Origin of the sequence: Phenylobacterium sp. (assembly GCF_965284355.1) — a bacterium.
Classification (GTDB): Bacteria; Pseudomonadota; Alphaproteobacteria; order Caulobacterales; family Caulobacteraceae; genus Phenylobacterium.
The window spans coordinates 3298568-3312436 of sequence record NZ_OZ260078.1 but is presented as its reverse complement, the minus strand read 5'-3'; the positions used below and the strand labels follow the sequence as shown (position 1 = coordinate 3312436).

The 13869-nt window shown below is 66.1% G+C and carries 19 protein-coding genes; 8 read left to right on the top strand and 11 right to left on the bottom strand.

The window, feature by feature from the left end:
- Positions 1–4: 4 nt before the first annotated feature.
- Together lepA and ACQ66R_RS16240 are read left to right on the top strand one after the other, a co-directional pair.
- Positions 5–1810 carry a translation elongation factor 4 gene (lepA, locus tag ACQ66R_RS16245; protein WP_430423722.1) on the top strand — a complete coding sequence of 602 codons (1806 nt, stop codon included), beginning with the start codon at positions 5–7 and terminating at the stop codon, positions 1808–1810.
- 100 nt (positions 1811–1910) lie between these two features.
- Positions 1911–2117 (top strand): alkylphosphonate utilization protein, encoded by a 207-nt coding sequence (locus tag ACQ66R_RS16240; RefSeq protein ID WP_430426332.1) that lies wholly within the window; start codon positions 1911–1913, stop codon positions 2115–2117.
- Positions 2118–2127: 10 nt separating this feature from the next.
- On the opposite strand, the gene ACQ66R_RS16235 is transcribed toward ACQ66R_RS16240, so the two are convergent.
- The 3 genes from ACQ66R_RS16235 to ACQ66R_RS16225 form a co-directional block, all read right to left on the bottom strand.
- Positions 2128–3417 carry an amidohydrolase family protein gene (locus tag ACQ66R_RS16235; RefSeq protein ID WP_430423720.1) on the bottom strand — a complete coding sequence of 430 codons (1290 nt, stop codon included), beginning with the start codon at positions 3415–3417 and terminating at the stop codon, positions 2128–2130.
- A 70-nt stretch (positions 3418–3487) separates the two neighbouring features.
- On the bottom strand, positions 3488–3616 hold the full coding sequence (locus tag ACQ66R_RS16230) for a hypothetical protein (protein ID WP_430423718.1): 129 nt from the start codon (positions 3614–3616) through the stop codon (positions 3488–3490).
- 512 nt (positions 3617–4128) lie between these two features.
- Entirely contained in the window at positions 4129–4554 is a 426-nt protein-coding gene (locus ACQ66R_RS16225; protein ID WP_430423717.1) for a tautomerase family protein, read from the bottom strand.
- A 103-nt stretch (positions 4555–4657) separates the two neighbouring features.
- On the opposite strand from ACQ66R_RS16225, the gene ACQ66R_RS16220 reads away from it, so the two are divergent.
- Positions 4658–5209 (top strand): TetR/AcrR family transcriptional regulator, encoded by a 552-nt coding sequence (locus tag ACQ66R_RS16220; protein ID WP_430423715.1) that lies wholly within the window; start codon positions 4658–4660, stop codon positions 5207–5209.
- Between the two features lie 4 nt (positions 5210–5213).
- On the opposite strand, the gene ACQ66R_RS16215 is transcribed toward ACQ66R_RS16220, so the two are convergent.
- The 4 genes from ACQ66R_RS16215 to ACQ66R_RS16200 all read right to left on the bottom strand — a co-directional run bounded on the left by ACQ66R_RS16215 (position 5214) and on the right by ACQ66R_RS16200 (position 8841).
- Positions 5214–7007, bottom strand: coding sequence for an ATP-dependent nuclease (locus ACQ66R_RS16215; RefSeq protein WP_430423713.1), 1794 nt, complete (start codon positions 7005–7007; stop codon positions 5214–5216).
- A 65-nt stretch (positions 7008–7072) separates the two neighbouring features.
- Complete coding sequence (locus ACQ66R_RS16210) at positions 7073–8101, bottom strand: hypothetical protein (RefSeq protein WP_430423711.1); 1029 nt, start codon at positions 8099–8101, stop codon at positions 7073–7075.
- Between the two features lie 23 nt (positions 8102–8124).
- The gene (locus tag ACQ66R_RS16205) at positions 8125–8505 is read right to left on the bottom strand and encodes a DUF2784 family protein (protein WP_430423710.1); all 381 of its coding nucleotides are present in this window, start codon (positions 8503–8505) and stop codon (positions 8125–8127) included.
- A 141-nt stretch (positions 8506–8646) separates the two neighbouring features.
- The gene (locus ACQ66R_RS16200; protein WP_430423708.1) at positions 8647–8841 is read right to left on the bottom strand and encodes a hypothetical protein; all 195 of its coding nucleotides are present in this window, start codon (positions 8839–8841) and stop codon (positions 8647–8649) included.
- A gap of 284 nt (positions 8842–9125) precedes the next feature.
- Here ACQ66R_RS16200 and ACQ66R_RS16195 point away from each other — a divergent pair, with 284 nt between their 5' ends.
- From ACQ66R_RS16195 to ACQ66R_RS16175, 5 genes are all read left to right on the top strand, one after another.
- Complete coding sequence (locus ACQ66R_RS16195) at positions 9126–9263, top strand: entericidin A/B family lipoprotein (RefSeq protein ID WP_430423706.1); 138 nt, start codon at positions 9126–9128, stop codon at positions 9261–9263.
- Positions 9264–9331: 68 nt separating this feature from the next.
- Positions 9332–9727 carry a DUF983 domain-containing protein gene (locus ACQ66R_RS16190; RefSeq protein ID WP_430423704.1) on the top strand — a complete coding sequence of 132 codons (396 nt, stop codon included), beginning with the start codon at positions 9332–9334 and terminating at the stop codon, positions 9725–9727.
- A gap of 84 nt (positions 9728–9811) precedes the next feature.
- The gene (locus ACQ66R_RS16185) at positions 9812–9970 is read left to right on the top strand and encodes a DUF3309 family protein (protein WP_430423702.1); all 159 of its coding nucleotides are present in this window, start codon (positions 9812–9814) and stop codon (positions 9968–9970) included.
- Between the two features lie 112 nt (positions 9971–10082).
- Complete coding sequence (locus ACQ66R_RS16180) at positions 10083–11417, top strand: MFS transporter (protein ID WP_430423700.1); 1335 nt, start codon at positions 10083–10085, stop codon at positions 11415–11417.
- A complete protein-coding gene (locus ACQ66R_RS16175) occupies positions 11418–12176 on the top strand; it encodes a DUF599 domain-containing protein (protein WP_430423699.1) in 759 nt (252 codons plus the stop codon).
- Here ACQ66R_RS16175 and ACQ66R_RS16170 read toward each other — a convergent pair.
- The 4 genes from ACQ66R_RS16170 to msrA all read right to left on the bottom strand — a co-directional run bounded on the left by ACQ66R_RS16170 (position 12112) and on the right by msrA (position 13812).
- A complete protein-coding gene (locus ACQ66R_RS16170) occupies positions 12112–12498 on the bottom strand; it encodes a type II toxin-antitoxin system VapC family toxin (RefSeq protein ID WP_430423697.1) in 387 nt (128 codons plus the stop codon). The two genes, ACQ66R_RS16175 and ACQ66R_RS16170, sit on opposite strands and share 65 nt — an antisense overlap.
- The gene (locus ACQ66R_RS16165) at positions 12495–12737 is read right to left on the bottom strand and encodes a type II toxin-antitoxin system Phd/YefM family antitoxin (RefSeq protein ID WP_430423695.1); all 243 of its coding nucleotides are present in this window, start codon (positions 12735–12737) and stop codon (positions 12495–12497) included. The genes ACQ66R_RS16170 and ACQ66R_RS16165 overlap by 4 nt, the downstream gene beginning before the upstream one ends.
- Before the next feature lie 61 nt (positions 12738–12798).
- Positions 12799–13140 carry an MmcQ/YjbR family DNA-binding protein gene (locus tag ACQ66R_RS16160; protein ID WP_430423694.1) on the bottom strand — a complete coding sequence of 114 codons (342 nt, stop codon included), beginning with the start codon at positions 13138–13140 and terminating at the stop codon, positions 12799–12801.
- Between the two features lie 18 nt (positions 13141–13158).
- Positions 13159–13812, bottom strand: a complete 654-nt coding sequence (msrA, locus tag ACQ66R_RS16155) for a peptide-methionine (S)-S-oxide reductase MsrA (protein ID WP_430423692.1) — start codon at positions 13810–13812, stop codon at positions 13159–13161.
- Between the last annotated feature and the right edge of the window lie 57 nt (positions 13813–13869).

Genomic DNA, 13869 nt, shown 5'->3' with positions numbered 1-13869 from the left:
CAAGATGACCACGCCTCTGTCCCATATCCGCAACTTCTCGATCGTCGCGCACATCGACCACGGCAAGTCCACGCTGTCCGACCGCCTGATCCAGGAGACCGGCGCGCTGACGGCCCGCGAGATGTCCGAGCAGGTGCTCGACAACATGGAGATCGAACGCGAACGCGGGATCACCATCAAGGCCCAGACCGTTCGGCTCGAATACAAGGCCGACGACGGCGAGACCTACATCCTCAACCTGATGGACACACCCGGGCACGTGGACTTCGCCTATGAGGTCAGCCGCAGCCTGGCGGCCTGCGAGGGCTCGATCCTCGTGGTCGACGCCAGCCAGGGCGTCGAAGCCCAGACGCTGGCCAACGTCTACCAGGCCATCGACAACAACCACGAGATCGTCCCGGTCCTGAACAAGATCGACCTGCCGGCCGCCGAGCCCGACCGGGTGCGCCAGCAGATCGAGGACGTCATCGGCCTGGACGCCTCGGACGCCGTCGAGTGCTCAGCCAAGTCGGGCCTGGGCATCCACGATGTGCTGGAGGCCGTGGTCCATCGCCTGCCGCCGCCCAAGGGCGACCGCGACGCGCCGCTGAAGGCGCTGCTGGTCGACGCCTGGTACGACCCCTACCTCGGCGTCGTGGTGCTGGTGCGCGTGATCGACGGCGTGCTGAAGGCCGGCCAGCGCATCCGCATGATGCAGCAGGGCTCGTCCCACCTGATCGATCGCATCGGCTACTTCCGCCCCAAGCGCACCGAGGTCGAGGAACTGGGCCCGGGCGAGATCGGGTTCATCACCGCCCAGATCAAGGAAGTGGCCCACGCCGCCGTCGGCGACACCATCACAGACGAGCGCAAGCCCGCCGACACGCCCCTGCCCGGCTTCCGCGAAGTCCAGTCGGTGGTGTTCTGCGGCCTCTTCCCGGTGGATGCCTCCAAGTTCGAAGACCTGCGGGCCGCGATCGGTCGCCTGCGCCTGAACGACGCCTCCTTCACCTACGAGATGGAGACCAGCGCCGCCCTGGGCTTCGGCTTCCGCTGCGGGTTCCTGGGGCTGCTGCACCTCGAGATCATCCAGGAGCGCCTTAGCCGCGAGTTCGACCTCGATCTGATCGCGACGGCGCCTTCGGTGGTCTACAAGGTCAAGCTGACCAACGGCGACGAGATCGAGCTGCACAATCCGGCCGATCTGCCCGACCCGGTGAAGATCGCCGACATCGCCGAGCCCTGGATCAAGGCCACCATTTTCACGCCAGACGACTACCTCGGCCCGATCATCAAGCTGTGCCAGGACCGTCGCGGCCAGCAGCGCGAGCTCAGCTACGTCGGTAGCCGCGCCATGGTGGTCTACGACCTGCCGCTGAACGAGGTGGTCTTCGATTTCTACGACCGCCTGAAGTCGATCTCGAAGGGCTACGCCAGCTTCGACTACTCCATTGAGGAGTACCGGGTCGGCGACCTCGTGAAGATGTCGATCCTCGTCAACTCCGAGCCCGTGGACGCGCTCTCGATGCTGGTCCACCGCGACCGCGCCGAGGCGAGAGGCCGCGGCATGGTGGAGAAGATGAAGGAGCTCATCAATCCGCACATGTTCCAGATCCCGATCCAGGCGGCCATCGGCGGCCGGATCATCGCCCGGGAGACCGTCCGAGCGCTCCGCAAGGACGTGACGGCCAAGTGCTACGGCGGCGACGCCAGCCGCAAGCGCAAGCTGCTCGACAAGCAGAAGGCCGGCAAGAAGCGCATGCGCCAGTACGGCAACGTCGAGATCCCGCAGGAGGCGTTCATCGCCGCCCTGAAGATGGACGCGGACTGAGATCATGCCCGAAGACGAATTCGTCTACGACGAGGCCACCGGCGAGTGGATCAGCGCGGCCCAGGCCGCTACCCAGGCCGCGGCCGCCTCGCAGGTCGAGGTGCGGGACGCCGTCGGCAATCTGCTGGCGGATGGCGACAAGGTCACCCTGGTCAAGGATCTGCCGGTCAAGGGCGCGGGCATGACGCTGAAGCGCGGCACGGTGATCCGGTCCATCCGGCTGACCGGCGATCCGCAGGAGATCGACTGCCGGCACGAAAGCATCAAAGGCCTCGTCCTGCGGGCCGAGTTCGTCCGCAAGGTCTGACGGCCGGTCCTTAGGGCGCCACCAGGCGGCCGCCCTTCAACACCCCGGCCACGCGCTCCAGCACGCGCACGTCGGCCAGCGGATCGCCGTCCACCGCGACGAGGTCGGCGGCGAAGCCCGGCGCGGCCTGGCCCAGGTCGCGTTCCATCCCCAGCGCCGCGGCCGACTCCACAGTGGCCGCCCGGATCGCCTGGGCCGGGGTCATGCCGTAGCGCACCATGTAGGCGAACTGCCGCGCCCCCAGGCCATAGGGATAGACCCCGGCATCCGTGCCGAAGCTGAGCTTCACGCCGGCCGCCACGGCCTTCCGGAAGCCCTCGCGCTGGACGTCGGTGGTCTCGCGGTTCTTGCGCAGGTATTCGGCCGGCCAGCCTTCCTTCGTGCCGAATTCCTCGATCCAGTCGCCGTTGTAGATGTCCATGTCGAGCCAGACGCCGCGCGCCTTGGCCAGCGCGATCCCCTCGTCGTCGATCAGGCTGGCGTGCTCGATGGTGCGCGCGCCGGCGCGGATCGCGGCCTTCACGCCCTCGGCGCCGTGGGCGTGGGCGATGCAGTATCTCCCCAGCGCCCCCGCCTCATCGCAGGCGGCCTTGATCTCGGCCTCGGTCAGTTCCAGCGCGCCGGGCTCGCTGCCCACAGCCAGCACCGCGCCGGTGGCGATGATCTTGATGAAATCGGCCCCGCCGCCGATCAGCCGGCGCACGGCGGCGCGCGCCTGGGCCGGGCCGCGCACCTCGCCCATGCGGAACTCCGGCGGCGCGACCTCGCCCGGCTTGAGGCCCGTCACCGCCCCGCCGCCGCCCGGCGTGGTGATGTAGCCGCCCGCCACGATGATCCGCGGTCCGTCGACCCATCCCCGGGCGATGGCGTCGCGCAGGGCGACGTCCGACAGGCCCCGGTAGGCGCCCACGTCCCGCACGGTGGTGAAGCCTGAGCGCAGCATGACGCGCGCCGTCTCAGCGCCCTTGAGCGCGGTCTCGGCAGGTCCGTGCTTCAAGGGTTCGGCCGGGTCGTTGGATTGGCCGAAGCCGTCCGCCACATGGGTGTGCAGGTCGATCAGGCCGGGCAGGACGGTGTAGCGAGACCAGTCGAGGGTGGGACCGCCGGCGGGCGGGCCTGTCCAGGGGCCGATCGCGGCGATACGTCCGTCGACAATCGTCAGCAGCCGGTCGGACTGAACGTCTCCGCGGACCACGTCCACCAGGCGGCCGGCATGGACGTACTGCGGCCCGGCGTGGGCAGCGGCGATCCCGGCCATGGCCAGGGCGACGCCGGCCACCAGCGCGGCTCTCCAACCCATGCGGAACCCTCCCTGGCCACCCGGCCCTCAGGGTTTCCGACTCCTGGGCTGGGAGCAAGTCGTCCTCAGATCAGGCGGCCGTGGCTTTCGCGAAGCGCGCGGCGCGGTCCGCCGCGCGGGCCTCTTCCTGCTCGGCGAGGGCGGTCCAGACGCGAGCGGCCTCCTCGTGCTTGGCGCGAACCTGCGCCAACGGGGTCACGGACCCGGCCGCAACCTCCGCGGAGGCGCGGGCGCGGTATTCTTCGGACCGAATGGGATGCTGGGTCACGCAGGCTCCTTCGCAATGCGCCGCAAGTCGAGCGCGACGCTATCCCATCACATAGGTACGAGCGACCGACTTCGCCAGGACTACGGTGTGTAATCACGAAGTTACTGCCCGGCCTGCGAAGCGTGCTTCAGATCGCGGAATATGAAATCCGGATATCGTTTTATAGACTAGGTGCTTTCATCGGCATTCCAGGTACTTCACGCGATCTGCCGATATTTGGCACGGATTCGGTCAAAGTCGAAGGGTCAGCGCCGGGACCGGCCGAGATCGCATGGAAAACTTGCCATCGCCCAGGGAAATCCTGAGCCGTGGGCGATCATGACCGAGGCCGGGCGAAGACGGCGCGGCGGGGCGCGCGGAAGTCTGGCGGCACAACGCTCAACGCGGCGAGCCCTCGACGGCAAACCGTCACCGGAGGGCCGGCGCCCTCCGATCCGTGGACATCAGCGCCCCGTCAGCGGCGTTGGCCGGTTCTCGGCGATCCAGCGCTTCTCATCCTCGGTGCCCGCCATCGGCGGCCGTATGCCCTGGATCGACCACAGCTCGAACGACGTCTCGTCGATGTGGAACTCCCAGTCGAAACCCTTGTCGCGGACGAAGGGCGCCAACGCCTCGTCGCACTGGCCGATCCACCAGGTACGCGCCTCGGCGGTCGGCAGCGTGCGGGCGATGTGGTCCACCCAGATGCGTACGAAGTTGGTCGCCGGCTGGCCGCCCACGAAGAACGAGTCGGCGGCGACCTCCTGGAACACCACGCCAACATAGAACTTGGGCAGGCGCGAGTAGAGGGCCGTGATCCGCTCCGAGAGTTGCTGCTTCTCGTCGGCCGTGAAGGCGTCGACCGGGTGATAGATTTTCCAGAGCGGCATCGCCGTTCCCTTCCTGAATTTGATGATGATCATCATCATAATGGACAGGATGCCTGTCAACGGCAATAATGATGGCCGTACGCATAACAGCCGGACGGAGCCGATGCGGATCAGCAAGGAACAGGCGGCGGAGAACCGCGAGCGGGTGGTTGAGGCGGCCTCAAGCCTGTTCCGCGAGCGGGGTTTCGACGGCGTGGCCGTGGCCGACCTGATGCGCGCGGCGGGCTTCACCCACGGCGGCTTCTACAACCACTTCCCGACCAAGGAGGCGCTGTCGGCCGAAGCGCTGGGCCGCGCCTTCGACGACATGGCCGCCGTCCGCGCCAGGGCGGCCGATATGGCCGAGATGCTCAGGGGCTATCTCTCCCGGGCCGCTCGGCAGGCGCCGGGGAAAAGCTGCCCCGCCGCAGCGCTGGCCGGCGACGTGGGGCGCCAGCCCGCGCCCGTGCGCGCGGTCTTCGCCGACGGTCTCGAAGGCATGATCGAAAGCTTCGCCGATCAGATCGGCGGACCCGACGCCCGCGCCCGCGCCACGGTCCTGCTGTGCCAGATGGTCGGCGGCCTGATGCTGTCTCGCGGCGTCCCCGACGACCACCCCCTGGCCGACGAAATCCTCAAGGCGACCCTGGCCCGCGGCCTCGCCGACATCGGCTAGCCTACTAAGACAACAAAGCCCTCATTTCGGCTAAGATGCGAGCGAGCGTATCGCAGTTTGCGTGACCATTCTGAACCAACCAGCGGGCGAAGCGGACCTTTGTGCCCTGCTCGATCTGTCTAGTGTAGAATTGGTGGTCGTGGTGCTGGAGAGCATCACCGACTGCGAACAAGTCAGCCCGCGTGCGCATGAAATCTCTTGGTTGTCCGAGAGCAAGAGCACGAGCATGCATAGCGCGCACCTTTGTCGCCGCAGGAAAGCAGTCCTCCAGGCTTGCCCCGACCCCGGACACGTCCTGAACGCCAGCCGCAGCGAACGCCGCTCGCGCCTCGGCAGTTGGAGGCAGCGTCCTCCAGTAAATGTCGTTGCTCGACTTGATCCATCGTTGCGAAACGGCGGAGCGATCGACGTTTTTGGGTAGCGCGTCTCGACCGGCCTTGTCGGAGTCCAGCAAAACAAATCCGCGCCGACCCGCCAATAGCTTGGCTAGCAAAGGTTGGGTGATCGAGGAAAGCCGTTCGGCGTGGCTCGTTCCATCCAGGCTAACGAGATCGAACAGGTCACCCATCCCCGCTAGCCGAGCCAACTCCTCTAGGATGACCACCTCACTCGGTCCCTCTACGAAAAGAATTGGTCGTTGTGCCTCGACAATGCGCCTCTCCAGCGCGGCCACAGATGCGCCTAACGTGGCGGCTCGCTGCTCGGCCTCCCGTAGCCCCTCAGCGACGAGCGGCAAGTAAAAATCATCCCCCATGAAGTTCATGAGTGCGAGCGTGTCAGACGACGTGCCGTCTAGGACTGCAACCTCCTCGCCCTGCCGCCTCAAGAAGAACTTGGCAACATCGGCGCCATCGAGAGAATAGAAAGCTGGGCTATGCGTTGTAATGAACACCTGCACCTTAGGATCAGATGCTAATGCGCGCAGGCGCTTTGCCGCACTCATGGCTGAATTCATACTCAGCGAATTCTCAGGCTCTTCGATCCCCCATATGTGAAACGACCGCGTGTCCTTCTCGGCTGCGAACGCCATGAGTTCGGGAATGTGGCGCGCCTGCACGCCGTCGCCACGCTGGCGCAGCAGCGACATTGTCGAACCACCAGCGATTAGCGTCTCAAAGTCCAGAGAACCAAAGAGATCAGCAAGGTCAGTTGGAGGAGCGAGCGCGCTCGTCATGCCAAGAGACTTACCAAGTCTCTCGGACAAATCTCCTGTCTGGTTTCGTATCTCTTCGGTAAATGCAGCCAATGCACTCGAGAACGCGTCTGCCTGAGAAATTGCGTTGTAAGTATCTATGAGAAACTTCTCGTATACGTCCCTGTCTTTTACGGCTGGAATGTATTTAAATTTAATTTTGCTCGGAAATTTAGTCAGAGACTGTTGTTTTCCAGGCGTGTCGATGTGCCCAGACATTTCTTGACGGAAGTCGACCCCCGTTGTCTGACTCCAGGTTCTCTTAACGTAGAATTCTTCACCTAAAGCGTCACGATGCGCTGCTGGCGTTCTGAACACGACTTTTACGTAGACGAACTTCCGCACATCGCCGCCGCCGCCCGCCTCGGATCTACGCTTCGTAGAAAGATCTATGTCGAAGTCAAATTCGTATCCATCTCCAACAAGGCCGTTAAAGAAAATATTCAACGCCCGCATTACATTTGATTTACCGGTGTCATTCTCACCGAAGAGAACATTAATGCGCCTCGTCGGTTGGAATACAACCTTATAGAATGATCTGAAGTAGGCGATTTCCACAGATCGAATTAGCGCAGTGTCGCTCGATATGCGCCGCCGGATGGCCATTTCGTCGCCCCCCCGACATTGTTATCGCAAGGACTACTCGCTGAAGTCGAGTAGCCGTTTGTGCCCTACTCGCCGACGTCGACCTTCTCGGGCGTCTTGCCTTCCCGCTCGGCCTGGCGCGCGCCGCCCAGGATGCCGGGCAGGGCGTAGTTCCCCTCGTGACAGGCGTACTCATAGACCGGACCCTTGGCCGTGTTCAGCGGCATCTCGCCCCGCCAGGGCTGCGTGTAGACCGACGGATCGTCGACGGTGAACTCATACCGGATCTGGGTGTCCGAGATCCGCGTGAAGCGCTCGGTCACCTTGGCGTCCTTCGAGACGAAGAAGGTGGTCGGGATGCCCGGCCGCAGTTGTTCGCCCGGGTTGAAGTGGGTGGTCTCGACCACCAGGGTGTCGCCCTCCCAATGGCCCACGCTGTCGCCCATCCAGAGCCGGACATGCGACGGCGGCCGGGTCTTGTCGGTCAGCCGGATGATCCGGGCGTCGTGGTTCATTTCGACCACGATGACCACGTGATCCTTGGCCTGCTGGATCTGGTAGGTGTTGTTGTAGAGCACGTTCATCATCGGCGGCCCGGCCGTCGAGCCGAAGCCCATCAGGCAGCGCTCGGCCACCTGCCGCGCCTCGGGGCCGTCGAAGTTGGTCTGGATTTTCGTCACCTCGGCCATGAATTTCTTCCGGCCTTCGGCGCTGTAGGGCAGCTTGCCGTCGGCCGGCTCGACGATCCAGGACGAGCGCCGCTCGCCAGCGATCTCGCCGACCCGTGTGCCGGGGTCGATCCAGAAGGCGTTATAGCCGCCCACGTCCTGGCCCGCCTTGGGCGCGGGGGCGTTGGGATCCGTGTCGCGCGCGTCGGACGAGCGCATCCGCGCATAGCCCTGCTCCAGGGCCCTGGCCTGGGCCTCCGAGATCACCAGGTCCTTGAACTGGGCCGGACGCTCCAGCTGGGTCACCGAAGCGTTGGTCCAGGTGCCCGAGAAGTCGGGCTGGCCGAAGCCGTTGCGCGGAGCCTTGTAGTCACCGGCCGCCGCCGCCCCGGCCAGGGCCGTGGCCATCAACAGCGCCGCCGTCAGGCGCAGGGTCGTAGCCGCCATCTCGTCCTCCCCAGGGCGATTGTTCAGCGGAGTATGCGCGCTTCCGGTGGCGCCCACCACCACAGCGCCACCACGTAGGCGAACACGGCCAGGTACAGACCAGAAAACACCCACATCGGCAGCGGCCAGTAGATGACGCCGTTGATCCAGCGCATGATCATCGGGTCATGCGCGCCTTCGCTGGTCAACGCCGCCTGCCAGTCGGTGAGGAAGCAGGCCCGGCCCAGCGCCGCCTGCGCCGCGACGACCGCCAGCGACCCCAGGTGCAGCAGCCGCAGCCAGCGCAGGCGCACGAACCGCCACCCCCGCGCCGCGCCCAGCGGAATGACCACAAGGCCCGCGACGTTGAAGGCGATGACGATAATGTGGACGGCCAGCACCAGCTGGCCGAGGGCGACGTTCATGGGGCGCAAACCTCGCGCACCCCGCGTCGCGCGTCACCCTATGCCCGGCCGGTGGGTCAAATCGGGCGAGCGAAAGCAAAGTCGGCGCCCTTGGGGCGCCGCGGTCTGCGACGCAGCTCGCTGATCGCGCAGTACGCCTGCCTACAGCTGGTTGAACTCGCCGCAGCGGCACTTCACGACCACATCGGCCAGGAAGCTGCGGTCGGCGCGAAGCAGCTCTTCGCCGCAGGCGCCGCAGGCGAACGCCGAGCCTTCGCCGTCGCGGGGCGCCTCATCGGCCTGGAGCACAGTGCGGCGGCCAACGAAGAGACCGGGGAAAGTACGCAACTCGATCATCAGACTGCTCCAGGATGGGCCAGGGGCCACGCGCCGGCTCTTCGCACTGCAGCAATCATACCGCAAGCCATGTTGCACCGCGATGACAGCGTTCTCCGCGAAAGAGCAGCCAACGCCTCTGGAACAGGCGCCGGCGCCACGGGAAGCGCCCGCGGATGGGAACGCCGTTCGCCCACGGGCAGTCCCGGCACGACGCCGCAATCCCGCCGCAAGCTTGACGGCATAGGCCGGCGCATAAGACCTAAGCGTCACCGCAGAATGGGTTTCGCCCAAAGAGGTTCGCCATGCGCGAGCTGATCGTTCTGACCGCGGCGGCCGCCGCACTCCTGGTTTCCGCGTGCAACACCGTCTCGGGCATCGGCCGCGACGCCCAGGCCGCCGGCCGCGCCGTCACCGGCGCCGCTGAAAACGCCAAGAAATAGCGCTTGAGCCTGCGGCCAAAGCGCCACGCGGCCTTCCTTCCGGCCGCTATCGGGCGCATATGGCCGCCATGGCCGAAATCGCATACCCCCTGTTCCGATCCATCGGACGCGGCTTGGCGCACCATTGCCCGGCCTGTGGCCAGGGCCGCCTCTACGGCCGCTACCTGAAAGTCCAGCCGCATTGCGCCGCCTGCGAGCACCCGCTCCAGCGCTACCCCGCCGATGACGGCCCGGCCTACCTGACGATCCTGCTGATCGGGCACCTGATCATCGCGCCGCTGTTGATCTTCCCGATCGTCTGGGAGAGCCCGGCGTACGTCTCCCTCCCGATTCTGCTGGCGGGCCTCACCGTGGTGACCCTCAGCGCCCTGCCCCGCATCAAGGGCGGCTGGATCGGTCTGATGTATTCCCTGCAGGTCACCGACCGCGACGCCAAACTCCACACCGCCGACGTTGCCGACTAGCGGTCGCCGGCTCCATGCGTCTGGAACCCGACCTCTGCGCGAGCGTTGCCTTGCGCGGTCGGGGGACTGTGGAGGAGCGCCTGCATGTCCCTTGGGACCATCCTGATCATCATCCTGATCCTGCTGCTGCTGGGCGCGCTGCCCACGTGGGGGCACTCGCGCAACTGGGGCTACTTCCCGAGCGGGGGCCTCGGCCTGGTGCTTGTCATCGTGATCATCCTGGTTCTTCTCGGTCGGATCTGACTCTGCCTGCCGCAGGCTCGGCGCGGTCGATGGGTCCGCTGATCCGTCGATCGCTCTAGGCGCAGGCGCACAACGCCCCTAGCATCCCGCCCACGATGGATGGGGAGGATGCATGACCGCAACGGAAACCGGGGCCGACGCCCAAGTTCCGGCGGCCGTCTTGGCGCCTGGCGTTACGGCGGGCCAGCGTTTCAAGGCGATCCTGGGCGGGTCGGCCGGCAACCTCGTCGAGTGGTACGACTGGTTCGTCTACTCGGCCTTCGCGGTCTATTTCTCGAACCACTTCTTCCCGGGCGGGGACGAACTGGCCGGGCTCCTCAAGACCATGGCGGTCTTCGCGGTGGGCTTCTTCGCCCGGCCCCTGGGCGCCTGGCTCATGGGCCTCTACGCCGACCGCGCCGGGCGCAAGACCGCGCTGACGGCCGCCGTCAGCCTGATGTGCGGCGGCTCTCTGATCATCGCCATCCTGCCCGGCTATGAGACCATCGGGGTCGCCGCCCCCATCCTGCTGGTGCTCGCACGCATCCTTCAGGGCCTGTCCGTGGGCGGCGAGTACGGCGCCAGCGCCACTTACCTCTCCGAGATGGCCGGCAAGCGCCGTCGCGGCTTCTGGTCCAGCTTCCAGTTCGTGACGATGGTCATGGGCCAGCTGATCGCCTTGGGCCTGCTGGCGCTGATGCAGACCACCATGGACAAGGCCGACCTCGAGAGCTGGGGCTGGCGCATCCCGTTCTTCATCGGGGCGGCGATGGCGGTGGTGGTGTTCTGGATCCGCGGCCGGATGGACGAGAGCCACAGCTACGAGAACGCCCAGGCGGCCGGCGAGGAGCGCGCGCGGACCATGATGCTGTTCACCCGCTATCCGCGGCAGACGCTGATCATCTTCCTGTTCACCGCCGGCGGCTCGCTCGCCTTCTATGCGTTCACCACCTACATGCCGAAGTTCCTCACCGGGACGGCCGGCTTCGCTGCGCCGACGGCCACGGCGATCACCGCCGGAGCCCTGGTGGTCTACCTCCTGGCGCTGCCGTTCTTCGGCTGGATCAGCGACCACATGGGGCGCAAGGCGACGCTCTGGATCGCGTTCGGAGGCGGGGCCGTGCTCTCCTATCCCCTGATGATCACGCTCGCGGGCCAGGACAGCCCGTGGATCGCCTTCGCCCTCGTGTCGGTGATGGTGTTCCTCATGTCGGGCTACAACGCCGTCAGCGCGGTGGTGAAGGCCGAGCTGTTCCCCGCCAATGTGCGCGCGCTGGGCGTCGCCCTGCCCTACGGCCTGGCCGCCGCCGCCTTCGGCGGCACCGCCGAGCCGATCGCCCTTGCCTTCAAGCAGGCCGGGGCCGAGATGGGGTTCTTCGTCTATGTCTCGGCGCTGATGGCGCTGTCGTTCGTCGTCGTGTTCTTCCTGCCCGACAACCGCAAGCACAGCCTGATCCTCGAGGACTGAGTGCACCCCTACGACGCTCTGGCGCTCACCGTCTTCGTCCTGGCGTGGGTGTTCTACCAGCCACTGCTGGCGGCGTTCGGCCAGCGGCGCGGCGGCCTGCTCAACACCGACATGACCGTGATCCGAACGGCCTGGATGCGCACCATGACCGGGCGCGAGGTGCGGCTGATGGACAGCCAGCTGCTGGGCCATGCCCTGAACTCGGCCTCGTTCTTCGCCTCGTCCAACCTGCTGCTGATCGCAGCGGCGGCCGGCGCGCTGTTCGGCGGCGACTCGACGTTCCGCTCGGTCTCGGCGCTGGACATCGTGCGCACGTCGTCGCGCCTGCTGTTCGAGATGCAGCTGGGGCTGGTGCTGGTGGCGCTGGCCCGCGGCCTGCTCGATTTCATCTGGTCGATCCGCCAACTGAACTACTGCCTGGCCGCCATGGGCGCGACGCCCGAGCCGCTGCCTGAAGCCGAGCGCCAAGCCTATGGCGACGTGCTGGCCCGGATGCTGAATCCGGCGCTGGGATCGTTCAACTCGGGCGTCCGCGGCTATTACTTCGCTCTGGCGGCGGCGGCCTGGCTGTTCGGCCCCTGGGCGTTCATCGCCGCCACGCTGGGCGCTCTGACCCTGCTGATCTGGCGGCAACGCAGCTCGCCGGCCGCAGTGGCGATCCACGATTTCCGGCTGTTGCTGGAGCAGGGCTCCGCTAAGGGGCCGCCTGGATCGGCCCAGGATACGCCAGCACCGCCTGATCCGCCGTCAGGAGCGTGACGCCTTCCACGACGGCCTGAGCCACCAGGATACGATCGAAGGGGTCCTTGTGCAGGTCTGGAAGCGCCGCGACGGCCGCGGCGTGCGCCCCCGTGATCGCCAGCTCCTCGTAGCCGCTCTCAAGTAAGGCCCTGCGGAAAACCCCGGCATCCAGGTCGAAATCCGGTCGGCCCAGACTGGCCTTGATGGCGATTTCCCAGATGCTCGCCGCGCTGAACAACGGCTCGTTCTCGGGGTCGCTGATCAGGGCCACCGCGCCTTGAGACAGGCCCGATCCCACCGCCGCCCAAAGGAGGAGGTGGGTGTCCAGCAGGAGCTTCATGACCGTCCCGAGAAGAGGCCTTCGATCTCGTCACGGCCGAACTCATCGAAGTCCGCCGGGACCGACATCTGACCCTTCATAAAGCCAACCCGTGCCTTTGGAGCGTCGGCCATCGCGAGCGCGACCACTTTCACCAGCGGCTTGCCGGCCTTCGCGATGATGAAGCTCTCGCCCTTGACCGCATTGTCGATGAGCTTCGACAGGTTCGTCTTGGCGTCATGAATGTTGACGGTCAGCATCATTCCGCTCCGGACTTAGTCCACTAAACTTAGTTTAGTAGCCCGCCGCGATCAAGGGGGGCTAAAGACCCAGCTCCGCCCGGGCCTTTTTCGTGAGCTTGCCCGCCACGATCTGATGGGCGGCCTCCAGCCAGCCGGAGGCCTCGCCCATCTCCACGGCGTCCAGGTCGACCACCACCCAGCCGCCCTTCGCGAAATAGGGCGCCTGGCGGCCGGGTCCGCCGTCCGAAGTCAGCACCTCGAAGCCGATCTCGCTGACCTTGAAGGCCAGGCCGTTCTCGAAGCCCACGACGGCGAACACCTTGCCGCCCACCTTGTAGACGTCGGACCCGCCCCACTGGACGACCATGGTCGCCGCCGGAAGCCGCAGCGCGAACGCCTGGATCTCTTCGCGGCTGATCACGCGATCCGCAGCTCGGCCTTACGCCTGGACGCCCACGCCGATCGGGCAGACCACGCCGGTGCCGCCGATCCCGCAGTAGCCGTTCGGGTTCTTGGCCAGGTACTGCTGGTGATAGTCCTCGGCGAAGTAGAACGTCTGGGCCGGCTGCAGCTCGCTCGTGATCCGGCCATAGCCCTGCTTCGACAGCTCAGCCTGATAGGCGTCGCGCGACGCCGCAGCTTCAGCCGCCTGGGCGTCGTTCGTGACGTAGATCCCCGACCGGTACTGAGTGCCGATGTCGTTGCCCTGACGCATGCCCTGCGTAGGGTCGTGGTTCTCCCAGAAGGTCTTCAGGAGGTCGCCATAGCTGACCACCTTGGGATCGAAGACCACCAGCACCGACTCGGTATGACCGGTCTGCCCCGAGCAGACTTCCTCGTAGGTCGCGTTCGGCGTGATTCCCTGCTGGTAGCCGACGGCGGTCACGTAGACGCCCGGGATCTGCCAGAAGATGCGCTCGACGCCCCAGAAGCAGCCCATGGCGAAATAGGCGATCTCCAGCCCCTCGGGGTACGGCCCCTTCAGCGGGCGGCCGTTGACGAAATGGGTCTCCGCGGTCGGCAGCGCGTGCGCGCGTCCGGGCAGGGCCGTGTCGGCGGTGGGCAGGTCGAGGGGTTTCTTGGCGAAGAACATCATGCGCCTCCGGGAGGATGGGTCGGCCCGTATGTAGGTGTGCGAACGTTGTTTTGC

Excerpts from the sequence above, each read along its gene's own strand:
- lepA (WP_430423722.1), top strand. The coding sequence starts at position 5 with ATGACCACGCCTCTGTCCCATATCCGCAACTTCTCGATCGTCGCGCAC.
- ACQ66R_RS16235 (WP_430423720.1), bottom strand. The coding sequence starts at position 3,417 with ATGGGTTGGAGAGCCGCGCTGGTGGCCGGCGTCGCCCTGGCCATGGCC.
- ACQ66R_RS16225 (WP_430423717.1), bottom strand. The coding sequence starts at position 4,554 with ATGCCGCTCTGGAAAATCTATCACCCGGTCGACGCCTTCACGGCCGAC.
- ACQ66R_RS16220 (WP_430423715.1), top strand. The coding sequence starts at position 4,658 with ATGCGGATCAGCAAGGAACAGGCGGCGGAGAACCGCGAGCGGGTGGTT.
- ACQ66R_RS16215 (WP_430423713.1), bottom strand. The coding sequence starts at position 7,007 with ATGGCCATCCGGCGGCGCATATCGAGCGACACTGCGCTAATTCGATCT.
- ACQ66R_RS16210 (WP_430423711.1), bottom strand. The coding sequence starts at position 8,101 with ATGGCGGCTACGACCCTGCGCCTGACGGCGGCGCTGTTGATGGCCACG.
- ACQ66R_RS16205 (WP_430423710.1), bottom strand. The coding sequence starts at position 8,505 with ATGAACGTCGCCCTCGGCCAGCTGGTGCTGGCCGTCCACATTATCGTC.
- ACQ66R_RS16200 (WP_430423708.1), bottom strand. The coding sequence starts at position 8,841 with ATGATCGAGTTGCGTACTTTCCCCGGTCTCTTCGTTGGCCGCCGCACT.
- ACQ66R_RS16195 (WP_430423706.1), top strand. The coding sequence starts at position 9,126 with ATGCGCGAGCTGATCGTTCTGACCGCGGCGGCCGCCGCACTCCTGGTT.
- ACQ66R_RS16190 (WP_430423704.1), top strand. The coding sequence starts at position 9,332 with ATGGCCGAAATCGCATACCCCCTGTTCCGATCCATCGGACGCGGCTTG.
- ACQ66R_RS16185 (WP_430423702.1), top strand. The coding sequence starts at position 9,812 with ATGTCCCTTGGGACCATCCTGATCATCATCCTGATCCTGCTGCTGCTG.
- ACQ66R_RS16180 (WP_430423700.1), top strand. The coding sequence starts at position 10,083 with ATGACCGCAACGGAAACCGGGGCCGACGCCCAAGTTCCGGCGGCCGTC.
- ACQ66R_RS16170 (WP_430423697.1), bottom strand. The coding sequence starts at position 12,498 with ATGAAGCTCCTGCTGGACACCCACCTCCTCCTTTGGGCGGCGGTGGGA.
- ACQ66R_RS16165 (WP_430423695.1), bottom strand. The coding sequence starts at position 12,737 with ATGCTGACCGTCAACATTCATGACGCCAAGACGAACCTGTCGAAGCTC.
- msrA (WP_430423692.1), bottom strand. The coding sequence starts at position 13,812 with ATGTTCTTCGCCAAGAAACCCCTCGACCTGCCCACCGCCGACACGGCC.